The organism is Pannonibacter sp. XCT-53, from assembly GCF_009915765.1.
GTDB classification, from domain to species: Bacteria; Pseudomonadota; Alphaproteobacteria; order Rhizobiales; family Stappiaceae; genus Pannonibacter; species Pannonibacter tanglangensis.
Genome location: NZ_JAABLQ010000001.1, coordinates 1833617 through 1858415, shown reverse-complemented (window position 1 = coordinate 1858415; position 24799 = coordinate 1833617). Strand labels below are relative to the sequence as shown.

The following is a 24799-nucleotide window of genomic DNA, read 5'->3' as shown; positions in this document are numbered from 1 at the left end:
TCCACTGATGTCGCCCCGGGCGTAGCGCAGCGAAGACCCGGGGCCTACTCGTTTGCAGAGCAGCAGAGTTTGGCACGGTGGCACCACAGGCTGCGGCGAAGTTTGGATGCCTGTCGCAGCGCTGCGGCGCTCGCCGCTCCGCTCTGGAAGCGAGTAGGCCCCGGCGCTCGCGTTGCTCGGCCGGGGTGACACGGAGCGGGGTTGGGGTGGCAAGCGGGTGTCACCTCACACACCACCGCCCGGCATGACGCCATGCGCTGGTGTTTCAGGGGCACTTACTTGACGAGACACCCCTTCAACGACCCGGCCAGATCGCGCAGGAGCTGCTCGTAGAGGCCGGGGCCGTTGGGCAAGGAGGCGCCGAGGGGATCAAGGACGCCGGTGCCGACGGACGTGCCTTCGACCAGCATGCCGACCAGCTTCGGCTCGAACTGCGGCTCGGAGAAGACGCAGCCGGCCTTGAGGCCCGTGATCTTGCCACGCAGCTCGCTGACCCGCTCCGCCCCCGGAAGCACCTCCGGGCTCAGCGTGATCGAGCCGGCCGCCTGGATGCCGAAGCGTTTCTCGAAATACTGGTAGGCATCGTGGAAGACGATGAAGGGCTTGCCCTTGACCGGCTCCAGCTCCTTGGCCAGCTCGGCCTCAAGCGCGGTCAGTCGTGCGCTGAGCGCCTCGGCATTGGCCTTGTAGGTTGCCGCGTTGGCCGGATCGGCCTCGGACAGGTGCTCCTCGATCTCCGCGACCATCGCGCGGGCATTGGCCGGATCGAGCCAGATATGGGCGTCGAAGGCGCCGTGGGCGTGGTCGTGGCCATGGTCATGGCCGTGATCATGGCCTGCCTTGGCGGCAGTCTTGCCGTGGCTGTGCCCGTGGTCGTGCCCATGGCTGTGCCCGTGATCGTGGCCATGGGCCTCGTCGCCGTGATCATGGGCGTCGAAATCCCCGCCTTCGCGGACAGGCAGCAGCGTGACGCCATGGGCTTCTGAAAGCTCCACGGCCTCCGCCTTTTCGCCGAGCGTGCCGATCGGTTTCTCGAGGAAGGCCTCCAGGTCCGGCCCGACCCAGAAGACCAGGTCTGCCCCGGCAATCACCCGGGCCGTTGACGGCTTCAGGGCAAAGGTGTGCGGCGAGGCCGCACCATCGACGATGATGTCCGGTTCGCCGACGCCCTGCATCACGGCGGCCACGAGAGAGTGGACCGGCTTGATCGAGGCGACGACCTTGGGGGCCGCGACGGCAAGGCCGGTCGACATGGGCAAGAGCAGGGCCGCACCTGCCAAAAGGGCGACCATGCGGGGCAAACGGCGGCGGCGCGCAGCGGCGGGGGAGGACACGCGGGTCATCGGATGCTCCTTCGGTTTGGTTATGTTATAACACGAATTGCGTAACCCTATAACGTGTGACATAAGCAAAGGCAATCCGCTCTTTCACAGGGCCAGGAATCAGGTGTTGCAGTCAGCCCCCCCGTCTCTTGTCCGCCTGTCCGGCGCCGGTGTCCTGAAGGAGGACCGCTGGCTGGTCCGGGGCGTCGACCTGTCCGTGGCACCAGCCGAAATCGTCACCCTGATCGGGCCGAACGGCTCGGGCAAGTCGACCACCGCCAAGATGGCGCTCGGGATCCTGCGCCCGACCGAGGGGACCTCGGAGCGGCGCGACGGGCTCACCGTCGGCTATGTGCCGCAAAAGCTCGCCATTGACTGGACACTGCCGCTCACCGTGGCCCGTTTCATGCGGCTGACGGGGCCGCTCGACGAGGCCGACAGCCGCCGCGCCCTCGCCATGACCGGGGTCGCGCATCTTGGCCGGGCGGAAATGCGCAACCTGTCGGGCGGCGAGATGCAGCGGGTCCTGATCGCCCGCGCGATCGCGCGCAAGCCCGATCTGCTCGTGCTGGACGAGCCGGTGCAGGGCGTCGATTTCAACGGCGAGATCGTCCTCTACGACCTGATCCGCTCTGTCCGGGACGAGCTTGGCTGCGGGATCCTGATGATCTCCCATGACCTGCATGTGGTGATGGCGGCCACAGACCAGGTCGTCTGCCTCAATGGCCATGTCTGCTGCCGCGGCACGCCGGTCAGCGTCGCCCGGTCGGCGGCCTACCGCGACCTGTTCGGCCCCCGGGCCGCTGGCGCGCTGGCCGTCTATGAGCACAGCCACGACCACGAGCACCTGCCCGACGGACGTGTCCGCCATCAGGACGGGTCGATCACCGACCACTGCCATCCGGGCGACGGGCACCATCATGATCACGCGGGATCAGGTCACTCCGGCCCTGGTCCCGCGCATTCCCACGATCATGATCACGGCCATAACCACGGCCACGGCCATGGGCACGACCACGACCACGACCATCATGCCCACCACCACGGGCATGACCACACGGCCCGGCGCGGGGACACCACCGATGCTCGATGACTTCTTCGTTCGTGCGGTTCTCGCCGGCCTTGGCGTGGCGCTGGTGGCCGGTCCGCTCGGCTGTTTCATCGTCTGGCGTCGCCTCGCCTATTTCGGTGACACGCTCTCCCATGCCGCCCTGCTCGGCGTGGCGCTGGCGTTCCTGCTGGAAATCAACATCACGCTGGCGGTCTTTGCCGTCTGCACGATCATCTCGCTGCTGCTGCTGGCCTTGCAGAAGCGCGGCGGACTGTCGTCCGACGCGCTGCTCGGGCTGCTCGCCCATTCCTCGCTGGCGCTTGGCCTTGTCTGCCTCGCCTTCATGACCTGGGTGCGGATGGACCTGATGGGCTTCCTGTTCGGCGACATCCTGTCGGTGTCGCGGATGGACATCGGCCTGATCTATGCCGGCGGCGCGGTCGTCCTTGCCGTTCTGGTGATGATCTGGCGGCCCCTGTTTGCCGCGACCGTCAGCGCGGATCTGGCCGAGGCCGAGGGCTTGAAACCCGCCCGGGCGAACCTGATCTTCATGGTCCTGATGGCCACGGTCATCGCCATCGCGATGAAGATCGTCGGCGTGCTGCTCATCACCGCCTTGCTGATCATCCCGGCCGCCACCGCCCGGCGGCTGGCGTCGGGTCCGGAGCAGATGGCGGTTCTGGCGGCTCTGGCCGGGGCCATTGCCGTGCTGGCCGGCCTGTTCGGCTCGCTGGAATTCGACACGCCGTCCGGTCCCTCCATCGTGGTGGCGGCCATGCTGCTTTTTGGTGTAAGCCTGACGCCGGTTGCAGGCGGCGTGGCCAGCCTCATGCGCCGGATCGGCAGGGAGGCCTGACAGGGGACCGAGGACATGGCAGAGCACTCGCATGATCACGCAGCCTCCGGTCCTGGCCATGCTCATGACCATGACCACGCGCATGAGCACGGCCACGGCCATGCGCCGGCCAAGCTGACGCGCAACCAGACGCTGGTCTACGGCGCCCTGTCGCGGGCCGGCGGCCCGCTCACGGCCTACACGATCCTCGACCAGCTGCGCGACGACGGCTTCCGCGCCCCGCTTCAGGTCTACCGGGCGCTGGAAAAGCTGGTCGAGTTCGGCATGGTGCACCGGCTGGAGAGCCTCAACGCCTTCGTCGCCTGCAGCCATCCGCAATGCGTCGACCACGAGACCATGGCCTTCGCCATCTGCGAGGCCTGCGGTTCTGTCAGCGAATTTGCCGATGCGGCGATCACGCGCCAGCTCAAGGGCTGGGCCAGCGACAACGGCTTTGCCCTCGCCAAGACCACGATCGAGCTGCGCGGCACCTGCCGCACCTGCCAGGCGGCCGTCTGACCCGGCACGCAGCCTGCCGTAACGCGATCCGCATCCTTGCGACTTGACGGCGCTTTCCGTGCCTTGCCGCTGGTCACGGGCTGACAAGCCGCTATGCTCGCCGTCCAAAGGATCGAGGAGAGAGCAATGGCGGTTCGACTGACCTTCTGTGGCGCAGCCCGCATGGTGACGGGCTCGGCCTACCTGCTGGACATCGCCGGGCAGCGCCTTCTCATCGACTGCGGCCTGTTCCAGGGCTCCAAGGCCGTGAAGGAGCTGAACTACCGCCCCTTTCCCTTTGCCGCCGACAGCCTTGATGCGGTGATCCTCACCCATGCCCACATCGACCATGCGGGGCTGATCCCGAAGCTCTGGAAGGCCGGATATCGCGGGCCGGTGCACATGACCGAAGGCACCCGCGATCTCCTGACCTTCATGCTGCCGGACAGCGGCCATATCCAGGAAATGGAGGTCGAGAACCTCAACCGGCGCAACCTCAGGCGCGGCAAGGACACGGTCACCCCGATCTACAGCCAGGCCGACGCCATCGCCTGCCAGGCGATGTTTGCCGCCCATGACTATGACATCTGGCTCGACCTGGTGCCGGGCGTGCGGGCGCGGTTCTGGAATGCCGGGCATATCCTCGGCTCGGCCTCTGTCGAGCTGGAGATCGCGGCAGCCCATGTGGACGACAGCCTTGATCCGTCCGCACCGCCGATGCGGCTCCTGTTCTCCGGCGACATCGGCCCGGACAACAAGGCTTTCCATCCGGATCCGGATGCGGTGAGCGGGGTGGATCATCTCATTTGCGAATCCACCTATGGCGGACGCGAGCGGCCGCAGCTTGACGAGGAGCAGCGGCTTGCGGTGCTGGCCGGCGAGGTGCGCCATGCGCTGGACCGGGGCGGCGTGCTGCTGGTGCCCGCCTTTGCCGTGGAACGCACGCAGGAGCTGATCGTCGACCTGATGCGCCTGATGGAAAGCGGCAGCATCGGCCATGCGCCGATCTTCCTGGATTCGCCGCTGGCCATTGCCGCAACCGAGGTCTTCAACCGGCATGCGGCGGATCTCGAGCAGCTCAGCACGCATCCGCATCTGCTCGACAACCGCTGGATCAGCCTGTGCGAGAGCGTGGAGGACAGCAAGGCGCTGAACCGCATCTCCGGGGGCGCGATCATCATCGCCGCCAGCGGCATGTGCGATGCCGGCCGCATCCGCCACCACCTCAAGAACCGGCTGTGGAAGCCGGCGACCACCGTGCTGCTCGTCGGCTATCAGGCGCCGGGCACGCTGGGCGCGCAGCTGCTGGACGGCCAGCGCAACGTGCGCCTGATGGGCGAGGACATCACCGTGCGCGCCGACATCCGCTCGGTCGACATCTACTCCGGCCATGCCGCCCGCAGCGACCTGATCGAATGGATCCTCGAGCGGCGGCCGGTGCACGGGACCCTGTTCCTCACCCACGGCGAGGAGGGGCAGGCACTGGCGCTCTGCGAGAGCCTGGTGGCAAAGGGCTTTGCCGATGGCCATGTGGTCGTGCCGGCGCTGGATGCGATCTACGACCTGATGCCGGGCCGGGCGGTGCTGCGGCGCGACGGTCCGCCGCCGCGCGCGGAGGCCGGCATTGCCGAGCGGCGCGACTGGACCGCCGACTATCCGAAGCTGCTCCTCGACATCCAGGCAGCCCTTGAGGGCGCGGCGGACGAGAAGAGCCGCTCGGTCCTCCTGCGCCGGCTGAGACGGGCGCTGGAGGAGGAAAAGGCCGGTTAGGCGGCCGCCACCTCGGCAAAGAGATCGGCGATGCGTGGCCAGGCCGCACCCGGATGATGGGCGGCGATGGCAAGGAATTCCTCGACGAAGGCCTCGCAGCCCGCATCGTGGTCGAGGTGATGGGTCAGGATGCCGAGCGGCTCGCCGCCGGTGTTGCGGCGGCGCAGGAACTGCAGCTCCAGCCGCTCGCTCACGGATGCCCAGCCGATGAAGCGGCGGTCCTTCTTCCACTTGATGATGTCGAGATGCGTCTGCACCTGCGCCGGGATCAGGGTCTCCCAGGTGAAGGTCGACAGGCCCTTCAGCCCTGCCTCCGCCAGCTGGCGGGCGACCGGCGGGGCGATCCGGTTCCAGGGCGGCACGAAGGCGGGCACGAAGGCCGCCGGGAACAGGGCCTCGAGCCTTTCGCGGCCGGCCACCAGCTCGGCAAGGGCCTCGCCTAGCGCGCGGCGGTCGCCGAATTCGGCCGCCTTCTCGCCCAGGTCCTTGCGCTGATGGTTGAGATGCTGCCAGCCATGCTGCAGCACGACGGCATGGGGCTCGTTGCGCAGCCGGTCGGCGAGGGCCTCAGTCGCGGTCTTGGGGATCACGGCCAGCCCGACATCGACGTCATGGGCGTTGGCCGCAGCCAGCAACCGCTCCAGAGCCGGCGTCGGCGCGGTGGCGTCATCGTCGCGCCACCAGAAGCGGACCTGGGTGCCGCGCTCGGCGAACCAGTCGAGATGGCCAGTCAGATGCGCACGAAAGGCGGCAAGATCGGACGTCACCGGCGGATCTCCTCAAGATCGGTCAGGAGCTGGCGGGCGCTTTCGGCAGCGCCGTTCATGGCAACATCGGCATGCGCGACGGGCCGCGACAGGGCGGCATCGACGGCAGCGGCCAGGCCCTGTGCGGTCAGCCCGGCTTCCGGCACCATGACCGCCCGGCCATGGCGGGCCAGCGCCTCGGCGCGCTGCGTCTGCTCGGTCTCGTCGCCCTGGGCAAAGGGCACCAGCACGGCCCGAACCCCGGCAGCCAGCACGTCGAGAACGGTGTTGTAGCCGGCCTGGCTCACCGACAGGCGCGCGCGGGGCAAAAGGCCCGGGAAATCGCGCCGCGCCCGCTCCACCAGAACCCCGGCAGGCGCGGCAGCAACCAGCGCTGAAAACTCTGAATCCGGCAGGTCGTGACCCACCAGCAATCGCCAGCGGCAGTCGCCGGCCTGCTGCGAAAGGTCCCGCGCGCCAAGGGCTGCCTCAAGCAGGGCCCGCGCCACCGCGCCGCCACCGCAGGAGACGATCACCTCGTCCGCACCGTCACCGGCCGGCGGTTCCGGCCGGGCCCCGCCACCGACATAGCCGGTGTAGCGCACCAGATGCGCAACCCGGTCGGCAAAGGGGAAACTGTCCTCAAGCCGCGTGAAGGCGGGATCGGAATGCACCAGCACCCGGTCATAGTGGGCGAGCGCCCGCTGGGCCATCCAGGCTTCCTTGGCGGGATCCTTCTTGCGCACGAGGATGTCGCGGATCGAGGCGGCGATCAGCGGCCGCCTTGGCAGCGCGCGCGCCGTCTCCAGCAGCGGCTCCAGCTCATGGGCAAATTGCCGCCGTCCGAAAGGGTAGGTCTCGGTGAGAAGCAGGTCGACAGGTTCGGCCAGGAAGGCCGCCAGCGTCGCCTGCCGCCGCATCTCCTCGAAGCCGGCGGGCAGGGGTCTGCCGTCCGGCGACACGAGCGTGCGGAAGCTGGCGTCGAGGGCGCGCACCGGCGGCAGCGCGATCACCTCGAGGCCTGAAGTGTCCAGCGTCGGCGGCAGCAGGTTGCCGGTCGCAAGCCGTACTGTGACGCCCTCGCGGGCGAGCGCCTTGCCGATGGCCACCGCCCGCACCGCATGGCCGGTGCCCAGCAGATGCTGCACATGGATGAAGGCACGACGGGTCATGAGGCGCGTGCTCCGGCCTTGCTGCGGGTGGCGATGGCGGCGTCCAGAAAGGCCGTCAACCGGGCGGCTCCGGCCTCCAGCGTGTGCCGCTCGCGGATGTGGCGGCTGGCGGCGACGCCCATCTGCTGGCGCAGGGCGGCATCCGAAAGAAGGCGCTGCAGGGCGGTTGCGAAGCCTTCGACGTCGCCTTCCGGTGCGAGCAGACCGGTCTCCCCGTCCGCAACCACGTCCGGAACGCCGAAGGTCGCCCCGCCGACTACCGGCAGGCCGCTGGCCTGCGCCTCGAGGAACACGAAGCCGAAGGCCTCGCGGATCGCCGGCCAGACGAACAGGTCATGGTCGGCATAGACCGCCGGCAGATCCTCGGGCGGCAGTGCCCCCAGGAAGCTGCAGCGGTGCGGCGGAAACAGCGCCTCGATCTCCGCCCGCGCGGGGCCGTCACCGACGATGGTGAGATGCCAGTTGCGCGTGCTCAGCCGGCCGAGGGCTTCGGCCAGCACCCGATAGGAGCGCTCCTTGTCGCCATGCCGCATCATGCCGACGCTCAGCAGGCGCACCGGCACCCCGTAGCCCGCATCCCGCTGGATCCGGTGCTGCGCCTGGAACGGCGTGGCATCGAGGAACGGGGGCAGGAGATAAAGCCGATCCGGGGGCAAGGCGGCCGCAAGGCAGCCCATGTCGGCCCGGTGAATGGCGCCAACGGCATCGGCTTGGCCCAGAGCGGCATCGGCCGCGGCAAAGCCGAAGGCCCAGTCGCCCGTGGCCCGCTTGGGCGCGCGGCTTGCTTCCATCACGGCGTAAGGAATGTCGAAGGCGTTCGACAGGGCCGGGCCGATCCAGTCCGGCGCCTTGTGATAGAGGTGATAGGTCAGGAAGACGTCCGGCCGGTAGCCCTCCGCCCGCCAGTCCGCCTCGACCCGTGCCGCCTCGGCCAGCGCTGCCACCTTGGCCTCGGGCAGCTCGCTCCCCGCCTGGCGCCACGAGGCAAAGCGCGAGGCAACGCGGACGGTGTGGCCGGCGGATTCGAGCGCGCGCACGATCAGCCGCGCAAAGGTCCTGTCACCGGACGGACGCGGATCGTCCAGCGGCTTCATCGGCGCGGTGAAGGCGATCCTGAGGCCGCTCACAGCACGGGCCGGAACTTGGCGGCAAGCCGGTCGATGCCGGGCTCGGTCGAGAAGTCGCGCCGCACCTTGGCCGCCGCCGCCAGGCCAAGCGCGATGCGGCGGTCGGGATTGCCGACCAGCTCTGCCAGGGCGTCGGCCAGTGCCTGCGGATTGCCGGGCTCGACGAGGACGCCGGTCTGCTGGTCGTCGATCAGCTCGGGGATCGCCGACACGCGCGTCGACAGGCAGCACAGGCCCATGGACTGCGCCTCCATCAGCACGTTCGGCAGCCCGTCGCGGTCACCGCTTTTCGCCAGTTTCGACGGCAGGATGAAGAGATCGGCGCGGCGGCAGGTCTCGATCACCGCCTCGCGCGGCTGCGCCCCGCGCCAGACGATGCGGTCGCTGACGCCAAGCTTGACGGCCATGTCCTTGAGACGGTTCGACAGCTCGCCGCCGCCGATGTGGGTGAACTGCCAGTTGAGACCCAACGGCAGGCGTGCCAGCGCCTTCAGAAGGTCATCGTAGCCCTTCTTCTCGACCGCCCGGCCGACCGACACGAGCCGCACCGGCGCGCCCGATCCGTCGCGCTTCTCTTCCGGAGCCGCAGGCGCCGGGAACGGGGAGAAATCGAGGCCATGGTAGACAAGCTCGACCTTGTCCGGCGCGGCGCTGAGGCTGCGCAGATGGTCGACATTGGTCCGCGTGCAGGTGACACCCCAGGCCGCATCATCCAGCTTCGTGCGCAGATCCCACTCAGGGCTGGTCCAGATGTCCTTGGCATGGGCCGAGAAGGACCAGCCACGGCCCGACAGATGCGCCGCATAGCGGGCGACCGAGCAGGGCGTGTGCAGATAGTGGGTGTGGATCCAGGTCACGTCCTCGGGCAGCTCATGCGCGAAGACACAGGCCTGACCCCAGCGCCGATGCCGGCCGATGTTGTTCTCCCGTGCCAGATCGGCCTCGAACAGGGCCCGGGCGGCGGCGTAGGTCGGCTGCCTTTCGGCCCAGCGACGGGCCCGCGCCACCCGCTTGGGGTCGTCCTTCAGGTATTCAGGCAGGTAGAGGACATCGGCCGTGATCTGCCGGTGCAGGTCATGGATATAGGGGTCGTAGGGCTGGCGCAGGGCGACGATCAGCTGGCCGATGCCGCGCTTCTGCAGGCCGAGGATTTCCTGGGCGATGAAGGTTTCCGACAGGCGGGGATAGCCCTTCACCACGACGGCGATGCGCGACATGGGCAACCGGGCTCCCTAGCGTGCCATGCGGCGCAGGACGCGAGTCCGGTCCGGCCGGGCAAGGATCTCTCCGACGCGCCGTTCGATGACATCGAGGCCGCCGAGCAGGTTGTCGATCCCGGCATGCGAGGGCGGGGCCGCCTGCGGCAGGACCGAGAGCGCATCCAGCATCTGGTCGGGATCCGGATAGCGGTCGATGGGCAGCACGGTGAGAAGTCCGGCTTCTGCGGCCCGGTCCGCCCGGATCGCCTGTTCGCGGCGCGGGATGATGCGCGGAACCAGCAGCGTCGGCTTGTCGAAGGAGAGGATCTCGCAGAACGTGTTGTAGCCGCCCATGCCGACGATGGCGGTCGCCGCCTGCAGGTAGGGCTCCATCTGCGGCGTGAAGCGCATGATGTGCACGTCGCGCAGGTTCTCCGCCCGCGCCATGAAGTCGCTGACCGACGCTGCCGGCATGAAGGGCCCCAGCACGATCAGCGCCGGGAACAGCGGCTTGGCGTGGGACTCATAGGCCCGCATCACCCAGTCAACCATCTCGACGCCGTCGCCGCCGCCACCGGGCGTCACCAGGATGAAAGGCTCGTCGCCGAAGGGCAGCGGTTCCGAGAGGCGCGCGCCCTTGGGCATGTCACGGCGCAGGAAGCCGGTGTAGAGCCGCTTGTCATGGACGCTCCGGGGCAGGTCGATACCGGCCAGCGGATCGCACATGCCCTCCGGCCCGTAGACCCAGATCTCGTCGTAAAGCTCCTCCAGCGCGGGGCGGACATTCTTGCGGTCCCACTCCTGCTGCAGCACCTGCGGATCATCGAGGACATCCCGCAGGCCGAGGATCAGGCGCGTGCCGGCCCGCTTCAGCTGCTCCAGCGTCGGCAGCACCTCGCCGCGCAGGCCAAGTGGTTCCTTGTCCACAATAAAGATGTCCGGCGCAAAAACCTGCGCCGTGTGTTCGATGATCGAGGACCGGATTTCGAGCGTATGGTCGATGTTGAGATGCAGCGACAGGGGCGTGTACTCGCCGTCGCGCAGCTTGATCACGCCGGGAATGCGCACGAAATCGACGCGGGAGCGGAACTCGAAGCTGCCGATGATCGGCGAGCCGGAGAGGATCAGCACGGAAAGCGTGTCGAAGGCTCCGACCAGCGCCTGGGCGATGGCACGACAGCGGCGCAGGTGCCCGAGTCCGAAGGAATCGTGGCTGTAGATCAGGATGCGCGGCGATTCGGATCGCATGGTGCCCCGTTTGATGCCCCTAGGGTCGTGTCTCGGGGTGGGGCCCCGGGGCAACAACCGAAAATCTCGACGACGAATGCGACCTTGACGGTCGTCTTTCCCTCTCTATGGCACATCCGGCGTTGCGAGTTAATACGCAACGTCCTACGACTACAGCCTTGGCGTGACGAGGGTCGACTGGACCAGGTGATGGAAAAGAGCCTTTTTCGATTTATCTGGAAGTTCAGCGCCCGCCAGCAGCTCACGATCCTTTTCATCACCGTGCTGTCCTATCCGGTCAGCTACATCCTGCTCGAGCTGCCCAAGCTGATCGTCAACGACGCCGTTCAGGGCGACGGATTTCCGAGGGACGTCTTCGGCTTCGAGTTCGACCAGATCTCCTACCTGTTCCTGCTGTGCCTCACCTTTCTGTTCCTGGTGATCGTCAGCAACGGCATCAAGCTCGGGCTCAACGTCTACAAGGGCCGGCTCGGCGAGCGCATGCTGCGCCGCCTGCGCTTCGAGCTGTTCCAGCGGGTTCTGCGCTTCCGCCTGCCGCATTTCCGCAAGGTCAGCTCCGGCGAGATCATCCCGATGATCACGGCGGAAGTGGAGGACGTCGGCGGCTTCATTGGCGAGGCCGTCGCGCTGCCCGCCTACCAGGGCGGCCTGCTTGCCGTGCAGCTCGGCTTCATCTTCATGCAGGATCCGCTGCTGGGCCTGGCCGCCATCAGCTCCTATCCGGTGCAGGCCTACATCATCCCGAAGCTGCAGCGGAAGGTGGTGCTTCTGTCGCGCGAGCGGGTGAAGAACGTTCGCGTGATTTCCGACAAGGTTGGCGAGGCGATCGGCGCGGTCCCGGAAATCCATGCCAACGATGCCTCGGCCTGGCATTCGGCCGATGTGGCCGACCGGCTCTATGCGAATTTCAAGATCCGCTACGAGATCTACAATCGAAAGTATTTCATCAAGTTCCTGAACAACTTCATGAACCAGCTCACGCCGTTCTTCTTCTACATGATCGGCGGCTATCTGGTGATCGAAGGCAGTCTCAGCATCGGTGCACTTCTGGCGGTGATTGCGGCCTACAAGGACCTTGCCGGCCCCTGGAAGGAGCTGCTCGACTACTATCAGCTCGTGTCCGATGTCGATGTGAAGTACCAGACGGTGGTCGAGAACTTCGATCCGGCCGACATCTATCCGGTCGAGCGCCTGACCGGGGACGAGCGTGTCTCCCTCGACGGCACCATCGTCATGTCCGGTGTCAGCTTTTCCGGCGGCGCGGCCGGGCAGGAGGTGTTTTCGGTCAATCTGGAGGTGCCGCGCGGCCAGGCGGTTGCCGTCGTGGGGGCAGACGGGTCGGGGCGGGCGGAGCTGCTGCAGCTCGCCGCCGGTCTCATCAGCCCGACCGCCGGCCGCGTCGAGATTGCCGGCCATGACCTCGACCGCCTGACCGAGTCCACCCTGGGCCGCGAGATTGCCTATGTCGGGGCCTCGGTGCATGTCTGGACCGGGACCATCCGCGACAATCTCTACTACGGCCTCAGGCATCGGCCCATGACCGAGGTCGAGCGCAAGGGCGCCGAGGCGGAAGCCCGCCGCAGGGCGCTGCGCGAGGCGAAGGAGACCCGCAACCCGACCTTCGACATCCGCGCGGTCTGGGAGGATCTCGCGTCGGCCGGCGTCAGCTCGCAGGCGCAGCTGGACGAGCTGGCCCTGCAGCTCCTGACCGTCGTCGGGCTGGATTCGGACATCTACCGGCTGGGTCTGCAGTCCCGCTTCGACCCGAGCGCCGATGCGGCCTTCGCCGGACGCATCCTCGCCGTGCGACGCAAGCTTGCCGACCGCATCGCCGGTGACCCCAAGCTCGCCGGTCTCGTCGAGATGTGGGACCTGGAGACGTTCAACCAGAGCGCCACCCTGGCAGAAAACCTGTTCTTCGCCGTGCCGACCGATCCGGCCGTCACCATGGAGCAGATGGTCACCCTGCCGGAAGTGCGCGCCTTCCTGACCCGGACCGGCCTCAACGCCGAGCTGCAGGGCATCGGCCTCAAGATCGCCGAGACCATGGTCGAGCTGTTTGCCAATGTCTCCAGCGATTCCGGCCTGCTTGGCACCTATTCCTTCATCACGCCGGATGATCTGCCCGATTTTGACCGCATCATCCGCCAGGCGCGCTCCACCAGCCAGAAGGCAGGCCTCAGCGATGCCGACAAGGAGCGGCTGATCTCGCTTGCCTTCAAGCTGATCCCCGCCCGCCACCGACTGGGCCTTCCCGACGAGGCGATGCGCGAGCGGCTGATCGAGGCGCGGCAGGCCTTCCGCAAGGATGTGCTGACCGGCAGCTCGGCCTTCATCGCCGTCGATCCGGACGCCTATCTGCCGCCGCTCAGCATCGAGGACAACCTGCTGTTCGGCCGCGCGCGCGTCGACCGGCGCGATGCGCGCCAGCGGATCGATGCGCTGATCCGGACCGTTGTCGAGGAAGAGGCCCTGCGCGAGCCGATCATCTTCACCGGCTTCGGCTATCACGTCGGCGTCAGCGGATCGAAGCTGTCGGCCCATCAGCGGCGCAAGGTGGCGCTGGTGCGCGCGCTCCTGAAAAATGCGTCTGTCACAATCCTCGACGATGTTGCGGCGGGAACCGGAGACGACGATGTGGCGCTGCGCCGGCGGATGATGATCCTGCTGGACGGGCGCACGGTTCTCTTCGGCACGTCGCATTTGGCTGTTGCCGGGGAATTCACCCATAGTGTTCAAATGGAGCAGGGACGTGTCGTCCGTCAGGACGGCCACGAACCGGTCACCGGACAGGAAAACACATAATCAAACGGTCCGGACGAGAGGCTCAGGAGGATATCGTGTCTTTGGAAGTTGAGGTCGACGCCCTGCGAAAGGTGCCGCTGTTCCGCGGGATCGACGAAACGAAGCTTCGGCTGCTCGCCTTCATCAGCGACCGGATGCAATATCAGACCGGCGAGCACCTGTGCGAACAGGGCGAGGAAGGCGACACCGCCTTCATCATCCTCAAGGGCGAGGCGGACGTGCGCGTGCGCACGCGCGACGGCGACCGCTCGGTGGCGACCGTGCGCGAGCACTCGATCGTCGGCGAGATCGCCATCCTCTGCGACGTGCCGCGCACCGCCACGCTGGTGGCGCGCACCGACATGGACGTGCTCACCGTGAGCAAGGATGACTTCCTGAAACTTTTGAAAGAATTTCCTGATATGTCGCTTGAGGTGATGCGGACGCTGGCGCAGCGTCTCGAGCGCACCACCCGCGATCTGGCTGCGGCCCGGTCGGGTGGCGCAGCCGCTTGAAGGAGATGCCGTTTGGCAGATGATTTCTGGCTCCGGTGCTGGGGCGTGCGCGGATCGACACCGACACCGGGCGTGGACACCCTGCGCTACGGCGGCGAGACGACCTGCTTCGAGATCCGGGCCGGTGACGCGCTCGTTCTCGTCGACTGCGGCTCGGGCGCCAGAAATCTGGGAACGCGGCTGGTGACGGAAGGCCCGCGCGCCTTCGACCTGCTGTTCACCCACACCCATCTCGACCACATCTGCGGCCTGCCGTTCTTCAAGCCGGCCTACGACCCCCGCTTCACCATCAATGCCTATGCCGGTCATTTCACCGGTGATGCGGACCTGGTCGACATCATCTGCCGCATCATGTCGCCGCCGATCTTTCCGGTGGCCGCGACCACGCTGAAGGCGGTCACCTTCCGCAGCTTTTCCGCCGGGCAGCCGATCCCCCGCGACGACGGGCTCGAGATCCGCACGATCCGCCTCAATCACCCGGGCGGGGCCTGCGGCTACCGCTTCACCTTCGGCGGGCGTTCGATCTGCATCATCACCGACCACGAGCACGGCGATCCGGAGATCGACGCCAGTCTCGTCGCCTTCGTCGCCGGGGCCGAGGTGATGATCTACGACGCCATGTTCACCGACGCCGAGTACGAGACCTACCGGGGCTGGGGCCATTCGACCTGGCAGAAGGCGGTGGAACTGGCGCGACAGGCCGGCGTGCGCACCCCCGTGCTGTTCCACCACGACCCGCGCCGCAGCGACGACGAGCTGGACGAGATCGGCATGGCAGCCGCCGCCGCCTGGCCGGGCACGCTGGTGGCAACCGAGGGCATGGTGCTGCGACCCTGACGGCCGACGCGCCGCGATGCCGCGTATCCCCCACATCTCCCCATCCCGACGGCTCCCGATCCCGCGGCCTCGTCATTCCGGCATGCCCTGACCCTGGCCGGCGCCCAGGGCGGCGGCGCAGCCGCTGCCGCAAGCGGGGCAACAGGTGCGGCGGCGCTCCGGGCCGGGTCCGGCCACGTCTGATCCCCGATATCCGCTCTTTCGCCGAGCTGCGGCCCCTTGACCGGGGCTGACTTTCGTCGCAGTGTCCCGGTTGACTGACGTTCTCGTCAACCGAAACGTCAATTACGGTTATAAAACATTGGCTTGAAAGGCCTTTCGCTCTCTGGGAGACCACCATGGAACTGTCTGCTGGCATTGCGGCTGTCGTCACCGGCGGCGCCTCGGGTCTTGGAGCGGCGACAGCGCGCCTGCTGGCGTCAGCCGGCGTGAAGGTGGCGTTGTTTGATCGCAACGCCGAACAGGGCGTTGCCGTGGCGGCGGAGATCGGCGGACTGTTCGTCGATGTGGACGTGACCAGCGAGGACAGTGTCGTCGCGGGCTTTGCCAAGGCCCGCGCCGCGCATGGCGCGGAACGCATCCTGGTAAACTGTGCCGGCATCGCCCCGGCTGCCAAGACCACCTCGCGCGGCGAGCCGCATTCGCTCGCCCTGTTCGAGAAGGTGATCGCGGTCAATCTGGTCGGCTCGTTCCGCTGCATTGCCCATGCGGCAACGTCCATGTCGACGCTGGACCCGGTGACGGCGGATGGCGAGCGCGGCGTGATCGTCTCGACCGCCTCGGTCGCCGCCTTTGACGGCCAGATCGGCCAGGTCGCCTATGCCGCCTCCAAGGCGGGCGTGGCCGGCATGACCCTGCCGATTGCGCGCGACCTGTCGAAGTCCGGCATCCGCGTCATGACCATCGCCCCGGGCATTTTCGAGACGCCGATGCTGCTCGGCTTGCCGGAGGACGTGCAGAAGTCGCTGGGCGAGCAGGTGCCGTTCCCCTCGCGTCTCGGCAAGGCCACGGAATACGCCCAGCTGGTCCGTGCCATTGTCGAGAACGGCATGCTCAACGGCGAAACCATCCGCCTCGACGGCGCCATCCGCATGGCCCCGCGGTAAGCCCTTGAGGTCAACCTTCTGGCCGATACTGACACTCATGCGTCATCCCGGCCGGGCGAGAGCTCGAGCCGGGACCGGCGAGCCGAGGTATCGATACTTCATTGTGTCAGGACTGGAAGGACCATGGCTCACCGGTCCCGGGTCTCCGCTTCGCTGCGTCCTGAATGGCGATGCAGGCGCATCCGCAATCTGGTCCTGTCACCTCACAGCCGCCCCAGAAGCGCTGCCGTCGGCCAGCCGTCGGCGGGCAGGCCGAGGCGGGACTGTTCGGCCTGAACTGCCTGACGCGTGCCGGAGCCGAGGATCCCGTCGACCTTGCCGACGTCATGTCCAAGCGCGGCGAGCTTCTTCTGCAGCGCCTTCATCTCGTCCACGGAAAGGCCCGTCTCCGGTGAGCCCGGCGTGAGCTTGGGGGCGCCGGCGAGGCGCGTTGCGAAATACGCGGCGCTGGTCGTGTAGACGAAGGACTGGTTCCAGCGCAGGTAGATCGAGAAATTCGGGAAGACGAGGAAGGCCGGACCCTTGCGGCCCTGCGGCAGGATCAGGCTGGCGGGCAGGGTGGCGGCCGGCAGCGCGCCCGAACGGGCGGTGACGCCAAGGCGGGCCCAGCCGTCGACGGTCTTTTCCCGGCCAAGCCCCGTCTCCGCCCAGGGCATCTCCGCCGGCACGGCCACCTCCATGAGCCACGGCTCGCCCTTGCGCCATCCCAGCGCCCGGATGAAGTTGGCAGCCGTGAGGATTGCATCCGCCGACGAGGTCTTGAGGGTGACGTGACCGTCCCCGTCGCCGTCGACGCCGTAGCGGATGATATCTTCGGGCAGCATCTGCACCTGGCCGATCTCGCCGGCCCAGGCCCCGGTCGTCGTGGCCGGATCCAGATCGCCATGCGCGATCATGTGCAGCGCGGCGATGAGCTGGGGGCGGAACAGCTGCGGCCTGCGGCAGTCATGCGCGAGCGTTACGAGGGCGTTGAAGGTGTTGAAGTCGCCCTGGACCGCGCCGAAGTCGGTTTCCAGTCCCCAGAAGGCGGTGATGACCGGCGCCGGCACGCCGTAGTCCTTCTCAGCCCGCTCGAACACCCTGGCGAACTTCGCCATGTTGTTGGCCCCATGCTTCAGCCGGGCCGAGGAGACGGAGCGGTCGGAGAATTCGAGAAAGGTCTGGCGGAAGACCCCCTGGCCGCGATCGCGGGAAATGACCTGCTTGTCGAGGCGCGCCTGTGCCAGCGCCTTCTCCGCGACAGGTGCCGGCACGCCATCGGCCACGGCCTCGGCCTTCACGCCATCAAGGAATGCCTTGAAGTCACCGCCGCAGGGCCCGTTGGCTTCCACCGGGGCGGAGGACAGAAGCAGGGCCGACAGGCCAGCAACCAGAAGGCCGGTGTTGCGTCCAGCGGGGCGCCTGGAAGCGAGCGTGAGGGGCAAACTGCACTTGGAAATGAGGCGACGTGAAAAAGGCATGGCGGGCACCGTCAATCGCGCGAAAGTCAAGCGCAGTTGACGGCACCCGGCCACACCCTGTCAACCGCAGCCGGCGGGGGAGACGGCTGCGGCTTTGACCCGAGGGCGCGGCCTCAGGCGACGGTCAGCTTGACGTCGATGTTGTTGCGGGTGGCGTTGGAGTAGGGGCAGACTTCATGCGCCTTGGCGACCAGATCCTGGGCGGCGGCGGTGTCCATGCCCGGCAGGCTGACATGAAGCGCCACTTCCAGGCCGAAGCCGCCTTCCGAGCGCGGGCCGATGCCGACGGTGGCCTGAACCGACGTGTCGGCCGGGATCTTCACGCCCGACTGGCCGGCGACGAACTTCATGGCACCGAGGAAACAGGCCGAATAGCCGGAGGCAAACAGCTGCTCCGGATTGGCGCCTTCGCCGCCGGCGCCGCCCAGTTCCTTCGGCGTGGCCAGCTTGACCTTGAAGGTGCCGTCCAGGGTTTCGGCTGCGCCATCGCGGCCGCCGGTGGCGCGGGCGGAGGTGGTGTAGAGAACATTCACGGGCATGACGGGCTCCTTGAGACCGAAGAAAGATCGTGTGCGATTTAATCGCAAGCGAGTTATGTCTCGTTCCCGAGCCGCTGTCAATCCATTGTCAAAGGGTCGCGTGCGATCTATTTCTCAGCGCAAAGGAGCACCGCATGACCGCACCCAAGGGTTCCAGCGATCCGACCCAGCCCGCACCGGCCGCTTGCGAGGACCTTCTGAAGCTCGGCAATTTCCTGTGCTTCTCGGTCTATTCCGCCGGCCACGCCTTCACGCGCGCCTACAAGCCGATCCTCGACAAGCTCGGCCTGACCTATCCGCAGTATCTCGTGATGGTGGCCCTGTGGGAACAGGACGGTCAGACCGTCGGGGGGCTCGGGGGCAGGCTCGGACTGGAATCCAACACGCTGACACCGCTGGTGAAGCGGCTCGAGGCCATGGACCTCGTGGCGCGCCAGCGCTGCACCGAGGACGAGCGGCAGGTCCGTGTGCGCCTCAGCGACAAGGGCCGCAGCCTCAAGAGCCGCGCGGCCGGCATTCCGCTGTGCCTGGGCGCTGCCACCGGTCTGACCGTCGAGGACGCGCGCCGCATGCAAGCCGATCTGGAACGCCTGCGCGAGGCGCTGGAGGCCGCAGCGCCGGCCCTGCCGGCCGTCTTCGAGGCCGCACGCGGCAAGGTCTGACGCGGCGTTGCCGGGGGGGCGGGCCTGATGGCGCCAGAGCCTGTCCCGGGACTACCTGACCGCAGCGCCGGCGGAAGGCTGGCCGCGTCAGCGACAGCCGGTTGCCCCGGAGCCTGCCGACAGCGTCGAGCCGCCACCTGACGACCCGACAACGCCCGCCCGCGACCGGCAGCCCTGGGCGCCAGCGCCAGTGCCGGTTGCGCCGGTGCCGGCTGCACCGCCGCCAGCGCTGACCGACGCTCCGCTTGCCGCAGACGGTCCGCCCGCCGCGCAGGTCTGGAGGGCCGTGTCATACAGCGCCTGCCAGACGCGCGGGTCCTGGGCCATGCTGCCGGAATAGGCCTTGGCCGCGCCGGTGCGCGCGCCCTTGTCGATGCCATTGGCCGAACCGAGCCAGGCTCCGCCCGCCACCGCACCGGTGATCCCGCCCTCGAGCAGTTTCGTCAGCGCGTCCCTGTCTCCGACAACGCGGTCGGCAAAGGCCCGGGCCTCGGCGGCGCAGTCGCGCTGACCCTGCAGCGGGCCGGCTGCAGCGGGGTGGTTCACGGCCGCGACCAGCAGCCCGGCTCCGGATGCCAGCAGCAAGGGGGCGAGACGACGGGCAACGCACATGCAAGGGCTCCTGAGGCGGGCAATAGGCAACGCAGTCTAGCGTCCGCAGGTGCCCGGCCCGTTAATGGCCGGCCGCCAGCCGCCGCTCCGACGGATCCTGCCGACCGAGGGCCGTAAGCGCTTCCACCGCGCGGGCGAAGGAGGCCTTGCGGGCGGCATGGTCATGGATCATGCCGGTCAGCATCACCTCATCCGGGCGGTAGCGCGTAATCAGCTCGCCAAGCTGTCTCTGCACCCGTTCGGGGCCCCCCACCGCCGAGACCGACAGGGCCATGTCGACCATGGCGAGAACGGGTGGGTCGATCACGCGGGTGATGTCCTCGACGGGGGCGGGCAGGGGGCCCGGACGTCCGGTCCGCAGATTGGCGAAGGCCTGCTGCTGCGACGAGCGCAGATAGGCCCCTTCCGCGTCGTCGGCCCCCGCATGCACGTTGATCGCCATCATCACCCAGGGACGGTCGAGATGGGCGGAAGGCTGGAAGCGCGCGCGGTAGATCGCGATGGCCTCGCCGAGCGCCTGCGGCGCGAAATGCGAGGCAAAGGCATAGGGAAGCCCCAGATGCGCGGCAAGCTGGGCGCCGTAGAGGCTGGAGCCCAGGATCCAGACCGGCACATGCGTGTCCTGTCCCGGCACCGCCCGAACCCGCTGGTCCGGGGTCGGGGTGCCGAGATAGCCCATCAGCTCCACCACGTCGGCGGGGAAATCGTCGCTGGCCTCAAGCGCGCGGCGCAGCGCCCGCGCCGTCGCCATGTCGGTGCCCGGTGCGCGCCCCAGTCCCAGATCGATGCGGCCCGGATAGAGCGTGGCCAGGGTGCCGAACTGCTCGGCGATCACCAGCGGAGCGTGGTTGGGCAGCATGATGCCGCCCGCGCCCACGCGGATGCGCCGGGTGCCGCCCGCCACATGGCCGATCACCACGGCCGTGGCCGCGCTGGCGATCCCCGCCATGTTGTGATGCTCGGCCAGCCAGTAGCGCGAGTAGCCGAGATCCTCGGCATGGCGGGCCAGATCCAGCGTGTTGGCCAGCGCATCGGCGGCGGACGCCCCCTCGGGGATCGGGGACAGGTCAAGCAGACTGTAGGGCAGCATGGGGCCTCCCGGGCCCGTCGTGTCGGGCCGCTCGGATGAAAGACAACTTGCCTCTTGAATTACGGACTGATCGGTCCATATTCAAGGCCGGTCACGCAGATCACGTCGCAAGGCGCGAGCGGTGACCAGACCACACCATGCCGCCGCACCATCACCCCCGCCGCACCACAACTGCGGCACCATCACCAGAGCACCTGCCATGACACCGCGTGCCGACACTGCCCGATCTGCCGGAGCCCAAGCCGGGCCCGGGCGACCGCGTGCCTATGACGAGGCCGAGGTGCTGATGGCGGCGCTGGAAGTGTTTCGCCGGCAGGGCTTCGAGGCGACGTCGCTCGATGACCTGACCGGTGCCATGGGCATCAGCCGGTCGTCGCTCTATGCCGCCTTCGGCTCCAAGCAGGACGTGCTGCTGGCGGCGCTGCGCACCTATTCGGCCAAGGCGCTTGCCGCGCTGCGCGACATTGCGGCGGCCGACCGGGCCGGGGCCGTGCCCGCCATGCTCACGGCCTTGGCCAATCCCTCCGGGGGGCCGCACGGCTGCCTGCTGGTCAACTGCATCACCGAACTGGCCCCCCAGAACGAGGAGGTTGCCGATCTCGGCCGCCGCCATCTGGAGGCCATCGAACGCATGGTGGCCGACAGTCTCGGGCCCGACGGGTCACCAGTCGCGCTCGACCGGGCGCGCGCCCTGACCGCGCTTGCCATCGGGACGCTCACCTTGCGCAAGTCCGGTCTGCCCGCCGGACAGATCGAGGCTGCCCTGGTCCAGGGCATTGCGGCCCTCGTCCCCCCATCCCCCCGATCATCCTGACCGGGGGTTCTCCACCCTTCCTGCATCCAAAATTGGACTGATTGGTCCAGAAGTGCCTGACGAAAGGAACATCATGTCGGACGAAAAGCTGTTTTCCCCGCTCAAGGTCGGCGCCATCGCCGTCGCCAACCGCGTGGCCATGGCCCCGCTGACCCGCAACCGCGCGCTGCCGGACGGCGACATCCCGCAGGCTCTGAACGCCGAGTATTACGCGCAGCGCGCCGGCGCCGGTCTGCTGATCACCGAAGCCTCGCAGATCTCGCCGCAGGGCAAGGGCTATGCCTGGACGCCCGGCATCTACTCCGATGCCCAGGTGGAGGGCTGGAAGAAGGTCACCGACGCGGTTCACGCAAGGGGCGGCAAGATCGTGATCCAGCTCTGGCATGTGGGCCGCATCTCGCACAACGTGCTGCAGCCGGGCGGCGCTGCCCCCGTCGCTCCCTCGGCCATTGCCGCCAGGTCCAAGACCTTTGACGGCACCGGCTTCGTCGACACGCCGCTGCCGCGCGCGCTGGAAACCGCGGAAATCGCCGGCATTGTCGCGGATTACGCAAAGGCCGCGAAGAACGCCATTGCCGCCGGCTTTGATGGGGTCGAGGTGCACGCGGCCAACGGCTATCTCATCGACCAGTTCCTGCGCACCGGCTCCAACACCCGCACGGATGCCTATGGCGGCAGCCTCGAAAACCGCACCCGCTTCCTGCGCGAGGTGATGGATGCTGTCGTCGGCGCCATCGGGGCGGACCGGGTGGGCATCCGCCTCAGCCCCTTCTCCAACGCCAACGACATTTCCGACGAGAACCCGATGGAGACCTTCGCCGCTGCCATCGATATCCTCAATGGCTACGGCCTCGCCTATCTGCACATGGTGGAAGGCCAGACCGGCGGCTCGCGCGAGCTGGCGCCCGGCCATGACATCAACGCCCTGCGGGCGCGCTTCTCCGGCGTCTACATCGCCAACAACGGCTACGACCGCGACAGCGCCCTCAAGGCGGTGGAGAGCGGCCGCGCCGACATGATCGCCTTTGGCCGTCCGTTCATCGCCAACCCGGATCTGGTCGAGCGCCTGCAGAAGAACGCGCCGCTCAACGAGCCCGACCGGGCCACCTTCTATGGCGGCGGCGCGGAAGGCTACACCGACTATCCAGTCCTCGCCGGCGGCCAGGCCGCCTGAATCGGGGCTGGGCGGCCAGGCCGCCTGAATCGGGACATGGGCGGCCAGGCCGCCTGAATCGGGACATGAGCGGCCAGGCCGCCTGAAACTGGCAGCAGGCACATGTCGCACGGGCCCCCGGCCTCCCGGGCCGGGGGCACCGTGTTTCGACAATGTCCCGGGCCTCCGACGTCGGGGCCTGTCCTAATTACCGAGGGTCGAAGGCGCCTCCGGGACCTGTGTCGTCCGGATGCGGACCACGGCAGCACCAGAACCGTACCGCAGCGTACTCTTTTTTCGGTTTCTGCCCTTTTCCCCCTTTGAAAAAGCTGGCACACCCTCAATATCATGCCAGGCAGACAGCCGGCAGCGGGATGACGCCCCCGCGACGACAAGAGGATGAGGGAGTTCCAGAGATGCCCCCGTATCGTTCCAGAACCACCACCCATGGCCGCAACATGGCCGGCGCGCGCGGCCTTTGGCGCGCCACCGGCATGAAGGACGAGGACTTCGGCAAGCCGATCATCGCCGTGGTCAACTCCTTCACCCAGTTCGTGCCCGGTCACGTGCACCTGAAGGATCTCGGCCAGCTGGTGGCCCGCGAGATCGAGAAGGCCGGCGGTGTGGCCAAGGAATTCAACACCATCGCGGTGGATGACGGCATCGCCATGGGTCACGACGGCATGCTCTATTCGCTGCCCTCGCGCGAGATCATCTCCGACTCGGTCGAGTACATGGTCAACGCGCATTGCGCCGACGCCATGGTCTGCATCTCCAACTGCGACAAGATCACCCCGGGCATGCTGAGCGCCGCCATGCGCCTGAACATTCCGGCCGTGTTCGTCTCCGGTGGCCCGATGGAAGCCGGCAAGGTGGTCCTGCAGGGCCGCAAGGTCGCCCTCGATCTGGTCGACGCCATGGTGGCGGCCGCCGACGACAAGGTGTCCGATGCCGAAGTGGCCGAAATCGAAAAGGCTGCCTGTCCGACCTGCGGCTCCTGCTCGGGCATGTTCACGGCCAACTCGATGAACTGCCTCACCGAGGCGCTCGGCCTGTCGCTGCCGGGCAACGGCTCGACGCTGGCCACCCACTCGGACCGCAAGCGCCTGTTCGTCGAGGCCGGTCACCTGATCGTCGATCTCGCCCGCCGCTACTACGAGCAGAACGACGAGAGCGTGCTGCCGCGCAGCATCGCCTCCAAGGCAGCCTTCGAGAACGCGATTGCCCTCGACATCGCCATGGGCGGTTCGACCAACACGGTGCTGCACATCCTGGCCGCGGCCCACGAGGGCGGCATCGACTTCACCATGGACGACATCGACCGCATGTCGCGCAAGGTGCCTTGCCTGTCGAAGGTCGCGCCCGCCAAGAGCGACGTGCACATGGAAGACGTGCACCGCGCCGGCGGCATCATGCGCATCCTGGGCGAGCTGGATCGCGGCGGCCTGATCCACCGCGACTGCCCGACCGTGCACACGGCAACCATCGGCGAGGCGATCGACCGCTGGGACATCACCCGCACCAGTTCGGAGAGCGTGCGCGAGTTCTTCCGCGCAGCCCCCGGCGGCGTCCGCACCACCCAGGCCTTCTCGCAGTCCTCGCGCTGGGACGAGCTGGACACCGACGGCGAGACCGGGGTCATCCGCTCGGTCGAGCACCCCTTCTCCAAGGACGGCGGTCTGGCCGTGCTGAAGGGCAACATCGCGCTGGACGGCTGCATCGTGAAGACCGCCGGCGTCGATGAATCGATCCTCAAGTTCACCGGCCCGGCCGTCGTCTACGAAAGCCAGGACGCCGCCGTGCGCGGCATCCTCGGCAACGAGGTCAAGGCAGGCGACGTGGTGGTCATCCGCTACGAAGGCCCGAAGGGCGGCCCGGGCATGCAGGAAATGCTCTATCCGACCAGCTACCTGAAGTCGAAGGGGCTCGGAAAGGCCTGCGCCCTGGTCACCGATGGCCGGTTCTCCGGCGGCACCTCGGGCCTGTCCATCGGCCACGCCTCGCCGGAAGCGGCCCAGGGCGGCGCCATCGGCCTGGTGCGCCAGGGCGACATGATCGAGATCGACATCCCGAACCGCACCATCAACCTCATGGTGTCGGACGAGGAGCTGGCCAGGCGGCGCGCCGAGCAGGACAAGCTGGGCTGGCAGCCGGCCGAGTTCCGCAAGCGCAACGTCACGACCGCGCTGAAGGCCTATGCCGCCTTTGCCTCGTCCGCGGACAAGGGCGCGGTGCGGATGCTTCCCGAGTAACCCGACC

The 24799-nt window shown here is 67.9% G+C and carries 22 protein-coding genes; 12 read left to right on the top strand and 10 right to left on the bottom strand.

Translation table 11 applies throughout. The features are described from left to right. Positions 1–275 precede the first annotated feature (275 nt). Positions 276–1301, bottom strand: a complete 1026-nt coding sequence (gene znuA / locus GWI72_RS08315) for a zinc ABC transporter substrate-binding protein ZnuA (protein WP_390806604.1) — start codon at positions 1299–1301, stop codon at positions 276–278. Between the two features lie 148 nt (positions 1302–1449). Here znuA and GWI72_RS08310 point away from each other — a divergent pair, with 148 nt between their 5' ends. The 4 genes from GWI72_RS08310 (at position 1450) to GWI72_RS08295 (ending at position 5476) form a co-directional block, all read left to right on the top strand. Then, on the top strand, positions 1450–2415 hold the full coding sequence (locus GWI72_RS08310) for an ATP-binding cassette domain-containing protein (protein WP_209000073.1): 966 nt from the start codon (positions 1450–1452) through the stop codon (positions 2413–2415). Next, positions 2405–3229, top strand: coding sequence for a metal ABC transporter permease (locus GWI72_RS08305; protein ID WP_161673707.1), 825 nt, complete (start codon positions 2405–2407; stop codon positions 3227–3229). Before GWI72_RS08310 ends, GWI72_RS08305 begins: the two co-directional genes overlap by 11 nt. 15 nt (positions 3230–3244) lie before the next feature. Continuing rightward, on the top strand, positions 3245–3727 hold the full coding sequence (locus GWI72_RS08300; protein ID WP_161708341.1) for a Fur family transcriptional regulator: 483 nt from the start codon (positions 3245–3247) through the stop codon (positions 3725–3727). A gap of 126 nt (positions 3728–3853) precedes the next feature. After that, positions 3854–5476 (top strand): MBL fold metallo-hydrolase RNA specificity domain-containing protein, encoded by a 1623-nt coding sequence (locus GWI72_RS08295; protein ID WP_161708340.1) that lies wholly within the window; start codon positions 3854–3856, stop codon positions 5474–5476. Here the strand turns inward: GWI72_RS08295 and GWI72_RS08290 are convergent. From GWI72_RS08290 to GWI72_RS08270, 5 genes are read right to left on the bottom strand one after another with little or no spacing between them, the layout of a single operon-like run. Beyond that, complete coding sequence (locus GWI72_RS08290; RefSeq protein WP_161708339.1) at positions 5473–6243, bottom strand: polysaccharide deacetylase family protein; 771 nt, start codon at positions 6241–6243, stop codon at positions 5473–5475. The genes GWI72_RS08295 and GWI72_RS08290 overlap by 4 nt on opposite strands. After that, on the bottom strand, positions 6240–7394 hold the full coding sequence (locus tag GWI72_RS08285; RefSeq protein WP_161708338.1) for a glycosyltransferase family protein: 1155 nt from the start codon (positions 7392–7394) through the stop codon (positions 6240–6242). Before GWI72_RS08285 ends, GWI72_RS08290 begins: the two co-directional genes overlap by 4 nt. Continuing rightward, positions 7391–8521: a glycosyltransferase family 4 protein gene (locus tag GWI72_RS08280; RefSeq protein ID WP_348272653.1), complete on the bottom strand. Its 1131-nt coding sequence runs from the start codon at positions 8519–8521 to the stop codon at positions 7391–7393. Before GWI72_RS08280 ends, GWI72_RS08285 begins: the two co-directional genes overlap by 4 nt. Next, the gene (locus GWI72_RS08275) at positions 8518–9738 is read right to left on the bottom strand and encodes a glycosyltransferase family 4 protein (protein WP_161708337.1); all 1221 of its coding nucleotides are present in this window, start codon (positions 9736–9738) and stop codon (positions 8518–8520) included. The genes GWI72_RS08280 and GWI72_RS08275 overlap by 4 nt, the downstream gene beginning before the upstream one ends. A gap of 15 nt (positions 9739–9753) precedes the next feature. Further along, positions 9754–10968 (bottom strand): glycosyltransferase family protein, encoded by a 1215-nt coding sequence (locus tag GWI72_RS08270; protein ID WP_161673694.1) that lies wholly within the window; start codon positions 10966–10968, stop codon positions 9754–9756. A gap of 189 nt (positions 10969–11157) precedes the next feature. On the opposite strand from GWI72_RS08270, the gene GWI72_RS08265 reads away from it, so the two are divergent. The 4 genes from GWI72_RS08265 (at position 11158) to GWI72_RS08250 (ending at position 16210) form a co-directional block, all read left to right on the top strand. Beyond that, positions 11158–13773: an ATP-binding cassette domain-containing protein gene (locus GWI72_RS08265; RefSeq protein ID WP_161673692.1), complete on the top strand. Its 2616-nt coding sequence runs from the start codon at positions 11158–11160 to the stop codon at positions 13771–13773. A gap of 35 nt (positions 13774–13808) precedes the next feature. Then, on the top strand, positions 13809–14267 hold the full coding sequence (locus tag GWI72_RS08260) for a cyclic nucleotide-binding domain-containing protein (RefSeq protein ID WP_161673690.1): 459 nt from the start codon (positions 13809–13811) through the stop codon (positions 14265–14267). 12 nt (positions 14268–14279) lie between these two features. Then, positions 14280–15104 carry an MBL fold metallo-hydrolase gene (locus GWI72_RS08255; protein ID WP_161708336.1) on the top strand — a complete coding sequence of 275 codons (825 nt, stop codon included), beginning with the start codon at positions 14280–14282 and terminating at the stop codon, positions 15102–15104. 338 nt (positions 15105–15442) lie between these two features. Continuing rightward, complete coding sequence (locus GWI72_RS08250; RefSeq protein WP_161708335.1) at positions 15443–16210, top strand: SDR family NAD(P)-dependent oxidoreductase; 768 nt, start codon at positions 15443–15445, stop codon at positions 16208–16210. A gap of 203 nt (positions 16211–16413) precedes the next feature. On the opposite strand, the gene GWI72_RS08245 is transcribed toward GWI72_RS08250, so the two are convergent. Together GWI72_RS08245 and GWI72_RS08240 are read right to left on the bottom strand one after the other, a co-directional pair. Beyond that, a complete protein-coding gene (locus GWI72_RS08245) occupies positions 16414–17670 on the bottom strand; it encodes a lytic murein transglycosylase (protein WP_161708334.1) in 1257 nt (418 codons plus the stop codon). 113 nt (positions 17671–17783) lie between these two features. Further along, positions 17784–18209, bottom strand: a complete 426-nt coding sequence (locus GWI72_RS08240) for an organic hydroperoxide resistance protein (protein WP_161673682.1) — start codon at positions 18207–18209, stop codon at positions 17784–17786. Positions 18210–18343: 134 nt separating this feature from the next. On the opposite strand from GWI72_RS08240, the gene GWI72_RS08235 reads away from it, so the two are divergent. Continuing rightward, the gene (locus GWI72_RS08235) at positions 18344–18871 is read left to right on the top strand and encodes a MarR family winged helix-turn-helix transcriptional regulator (protein ID WP_161708333.1); all 528 of its coding nucleotides are present in this window, start codon (positions 18344–18346) and stop codon (positions 18869–18871) included. A gap of 87 nt (positions 18872–18958) precedes the next feature. Here GWI72_RS08235 and GWI72_RS08230 read toward each other — a convergent pair whose 3' ends face one another. Both GWI72_RS08230 and GWI72_RS08225 read right to left on the bottom strand, forming a co-directional pair. After that, on the bottom strand, positions 18959–19483 hold the full coding sequence (locus tag GWI72_RS08230; RefSeq protein ID WP_161708332.1) for a hypothetical protein: 525 nt from the start codon (positions 19481–19483) through the stop codon (positions 18959–18961). Between the two features lie 61 nt (positions 19484–19544). Then, positions 19545–20573: an LLM class flavin-dependent oxidoreductase gene (locus GWI72_RS08225; RefSeq protein ID WP_161708331.1), complete on the bottom strand. Its 1029-nt coding sequence runs from the start codon at positions 20571–20573 to the stop codon at positions 19545–19547. 199 nt (positions 20574–20772) lie between these two features. Here GWI72_RS08225 and GWI72_RS08220 point away from each other — a divergent pair, with 199 nt between their 5' ends. From GWI72_RS08220 to ilvD, 3 genes are all read left to right on the top strand, one after another. Next, the gene (locus GWI72_RS08220; protein WP_161708330.1) at positions 20773–21387 is read left to right on the top strand and encodes a TetR/AcrR family transcriptional regulator; all 615 of its coding nucleotides are present in this window, start codon (positions 20773–20775) and stop codon (positions 21385–21387) included. A gap of 73 nt (positions 21388–21460) precedes the next feature. Beyond that, on the top strand, positions 21461–22561 hold the full coding sequence (locus tag GWI72_RS08215) for an alkene reductase (protein WP_161708329.1): 1101 nt from the start codon (positions 21461–21463) through the stop codon (positions 22559–22561). 395 nt (positions 22562–22956) lie between these two features. Further along, on the top strand, positions 22957–24792 hold the full coding sequence (gene ilvD, locus GWI72_RS08210) for a dihydroxy-acid dehydratase (protein ID WP_161673670.1): 1836 nt from the start codon (positions 22957–22959) through the stop codon (positions 24790–24792). Positions 24793–24799: the final 7 nt, after the last annotated feature.

Coding starts and splice junctions, on each gene's coding strand:
- ilvD (WP_161673670.1), top strand. CDS start 22,957: ATGCCCCCGTATCGTTCCAGAACCACCACCCATGGCCGCAACATGGCC.
- GWI72_RS08230 (WP_161708332.1), bottom strand. CDS start 19,483: ATGTGCGTTGCCCGTCGTCTCGCCCCCTTGCTGCTGGCATCCGGAGCC.
- GWI72_RS08245 (WP_161708334.1), bottom strand. CDS start 17,670: ATGCCTTTTTCACGTCGCCTCATTTCCAAGTGCAGTTTGCCCCTCACG.
- GWI72_RS08275 (WP_161708337.1), bottom strand. CDS start 9,738: ATGTCGCGCATCGCCGTCGTGGTGAAGGGCTATCCCCGCCTGTCGGAA.
- GWI72_RS08250 (WP_161708335.1), top strand. CDS start 15,443: ATGGAACTGTCTGCTGGCATTGCGGCTGTCGTCACCGGCGGCGCCTCG.
- GWI72_RS08285 (WP_161708338.1), bottom strand. CDS start 7,394: ATGACCCGTCGTGCCTTCATCCATGTGCAGCATCTGCTGGGCACCGGC.
- GWI72_RS08220 (WP_161708330.1), top strand. CDS start 20,773: ATGACACCGCGTGCCGACACTGCCCGATCTGCCGGAGCCCAAGCCGGG.
- GWI72_RS08215 (WP_161708329.1), top strand. CDS start 21,461: ATGTCGGACGAAAAGCTGTTTTCCCCGCTCAAGGTCGGCGCCATCGCC.
- GWI72_RS08240 (WP_161673682.1), bottom strand. CDS start 18,209: ATGCCCGTGAATGTTCTCTACACCACCTCCGCCCGCGCCACCGGCGGC.
- GWI72_RS08270 (WP_161673694.1), bottom strand. CDS start 10,968: ATGCGATCCGAATCGCCGCGCATCCTGATCTACAGCCACGATTCCTTC.
- GWI72_RS08265 (WP_161673692.1), top strand. CDS start 11,158: ATGGAAAAGAGCCTTTTTCGATTTATCTGGAAGTTCAGCGCCCGCCAG.
- GWI72_RS08295 (WP_161708340.1), top strand. CDS start 3,854: ATGGCGGTTCGACTGACCTTCTGTGGCGCAGCCCGCATGGTGACGGGC.
- GWI72_RS08235 (WP_161708333.1), top strand. CDS start 18,344: ATGACCGCACCCAAGGGTTCCAGCGATCCGACCCAGCCCGCACCGGCC.
- GWI72_RS08300 (WP_161708341.1), top strand. CDS start 3,245: ATGGCAGAGCACTCGCATGATCACGCAGCCTCCGGTCCTGGCCATGCT.
- GWI72_RS08225 (WP_161708331.1), bottom strand. CDS start 20,573: ATGCTGCCCTACAGTCTGCTTGACCTGTCCCCGATCCCCGAGGGGGCG.
- GWI72_RS08305 (WP_161673707.1), top strand. CDS start 2,405: ATGCTCGATGACTTCTTCGTTCGTGCGGTTCTCGCCGGCCTTGGCGTG.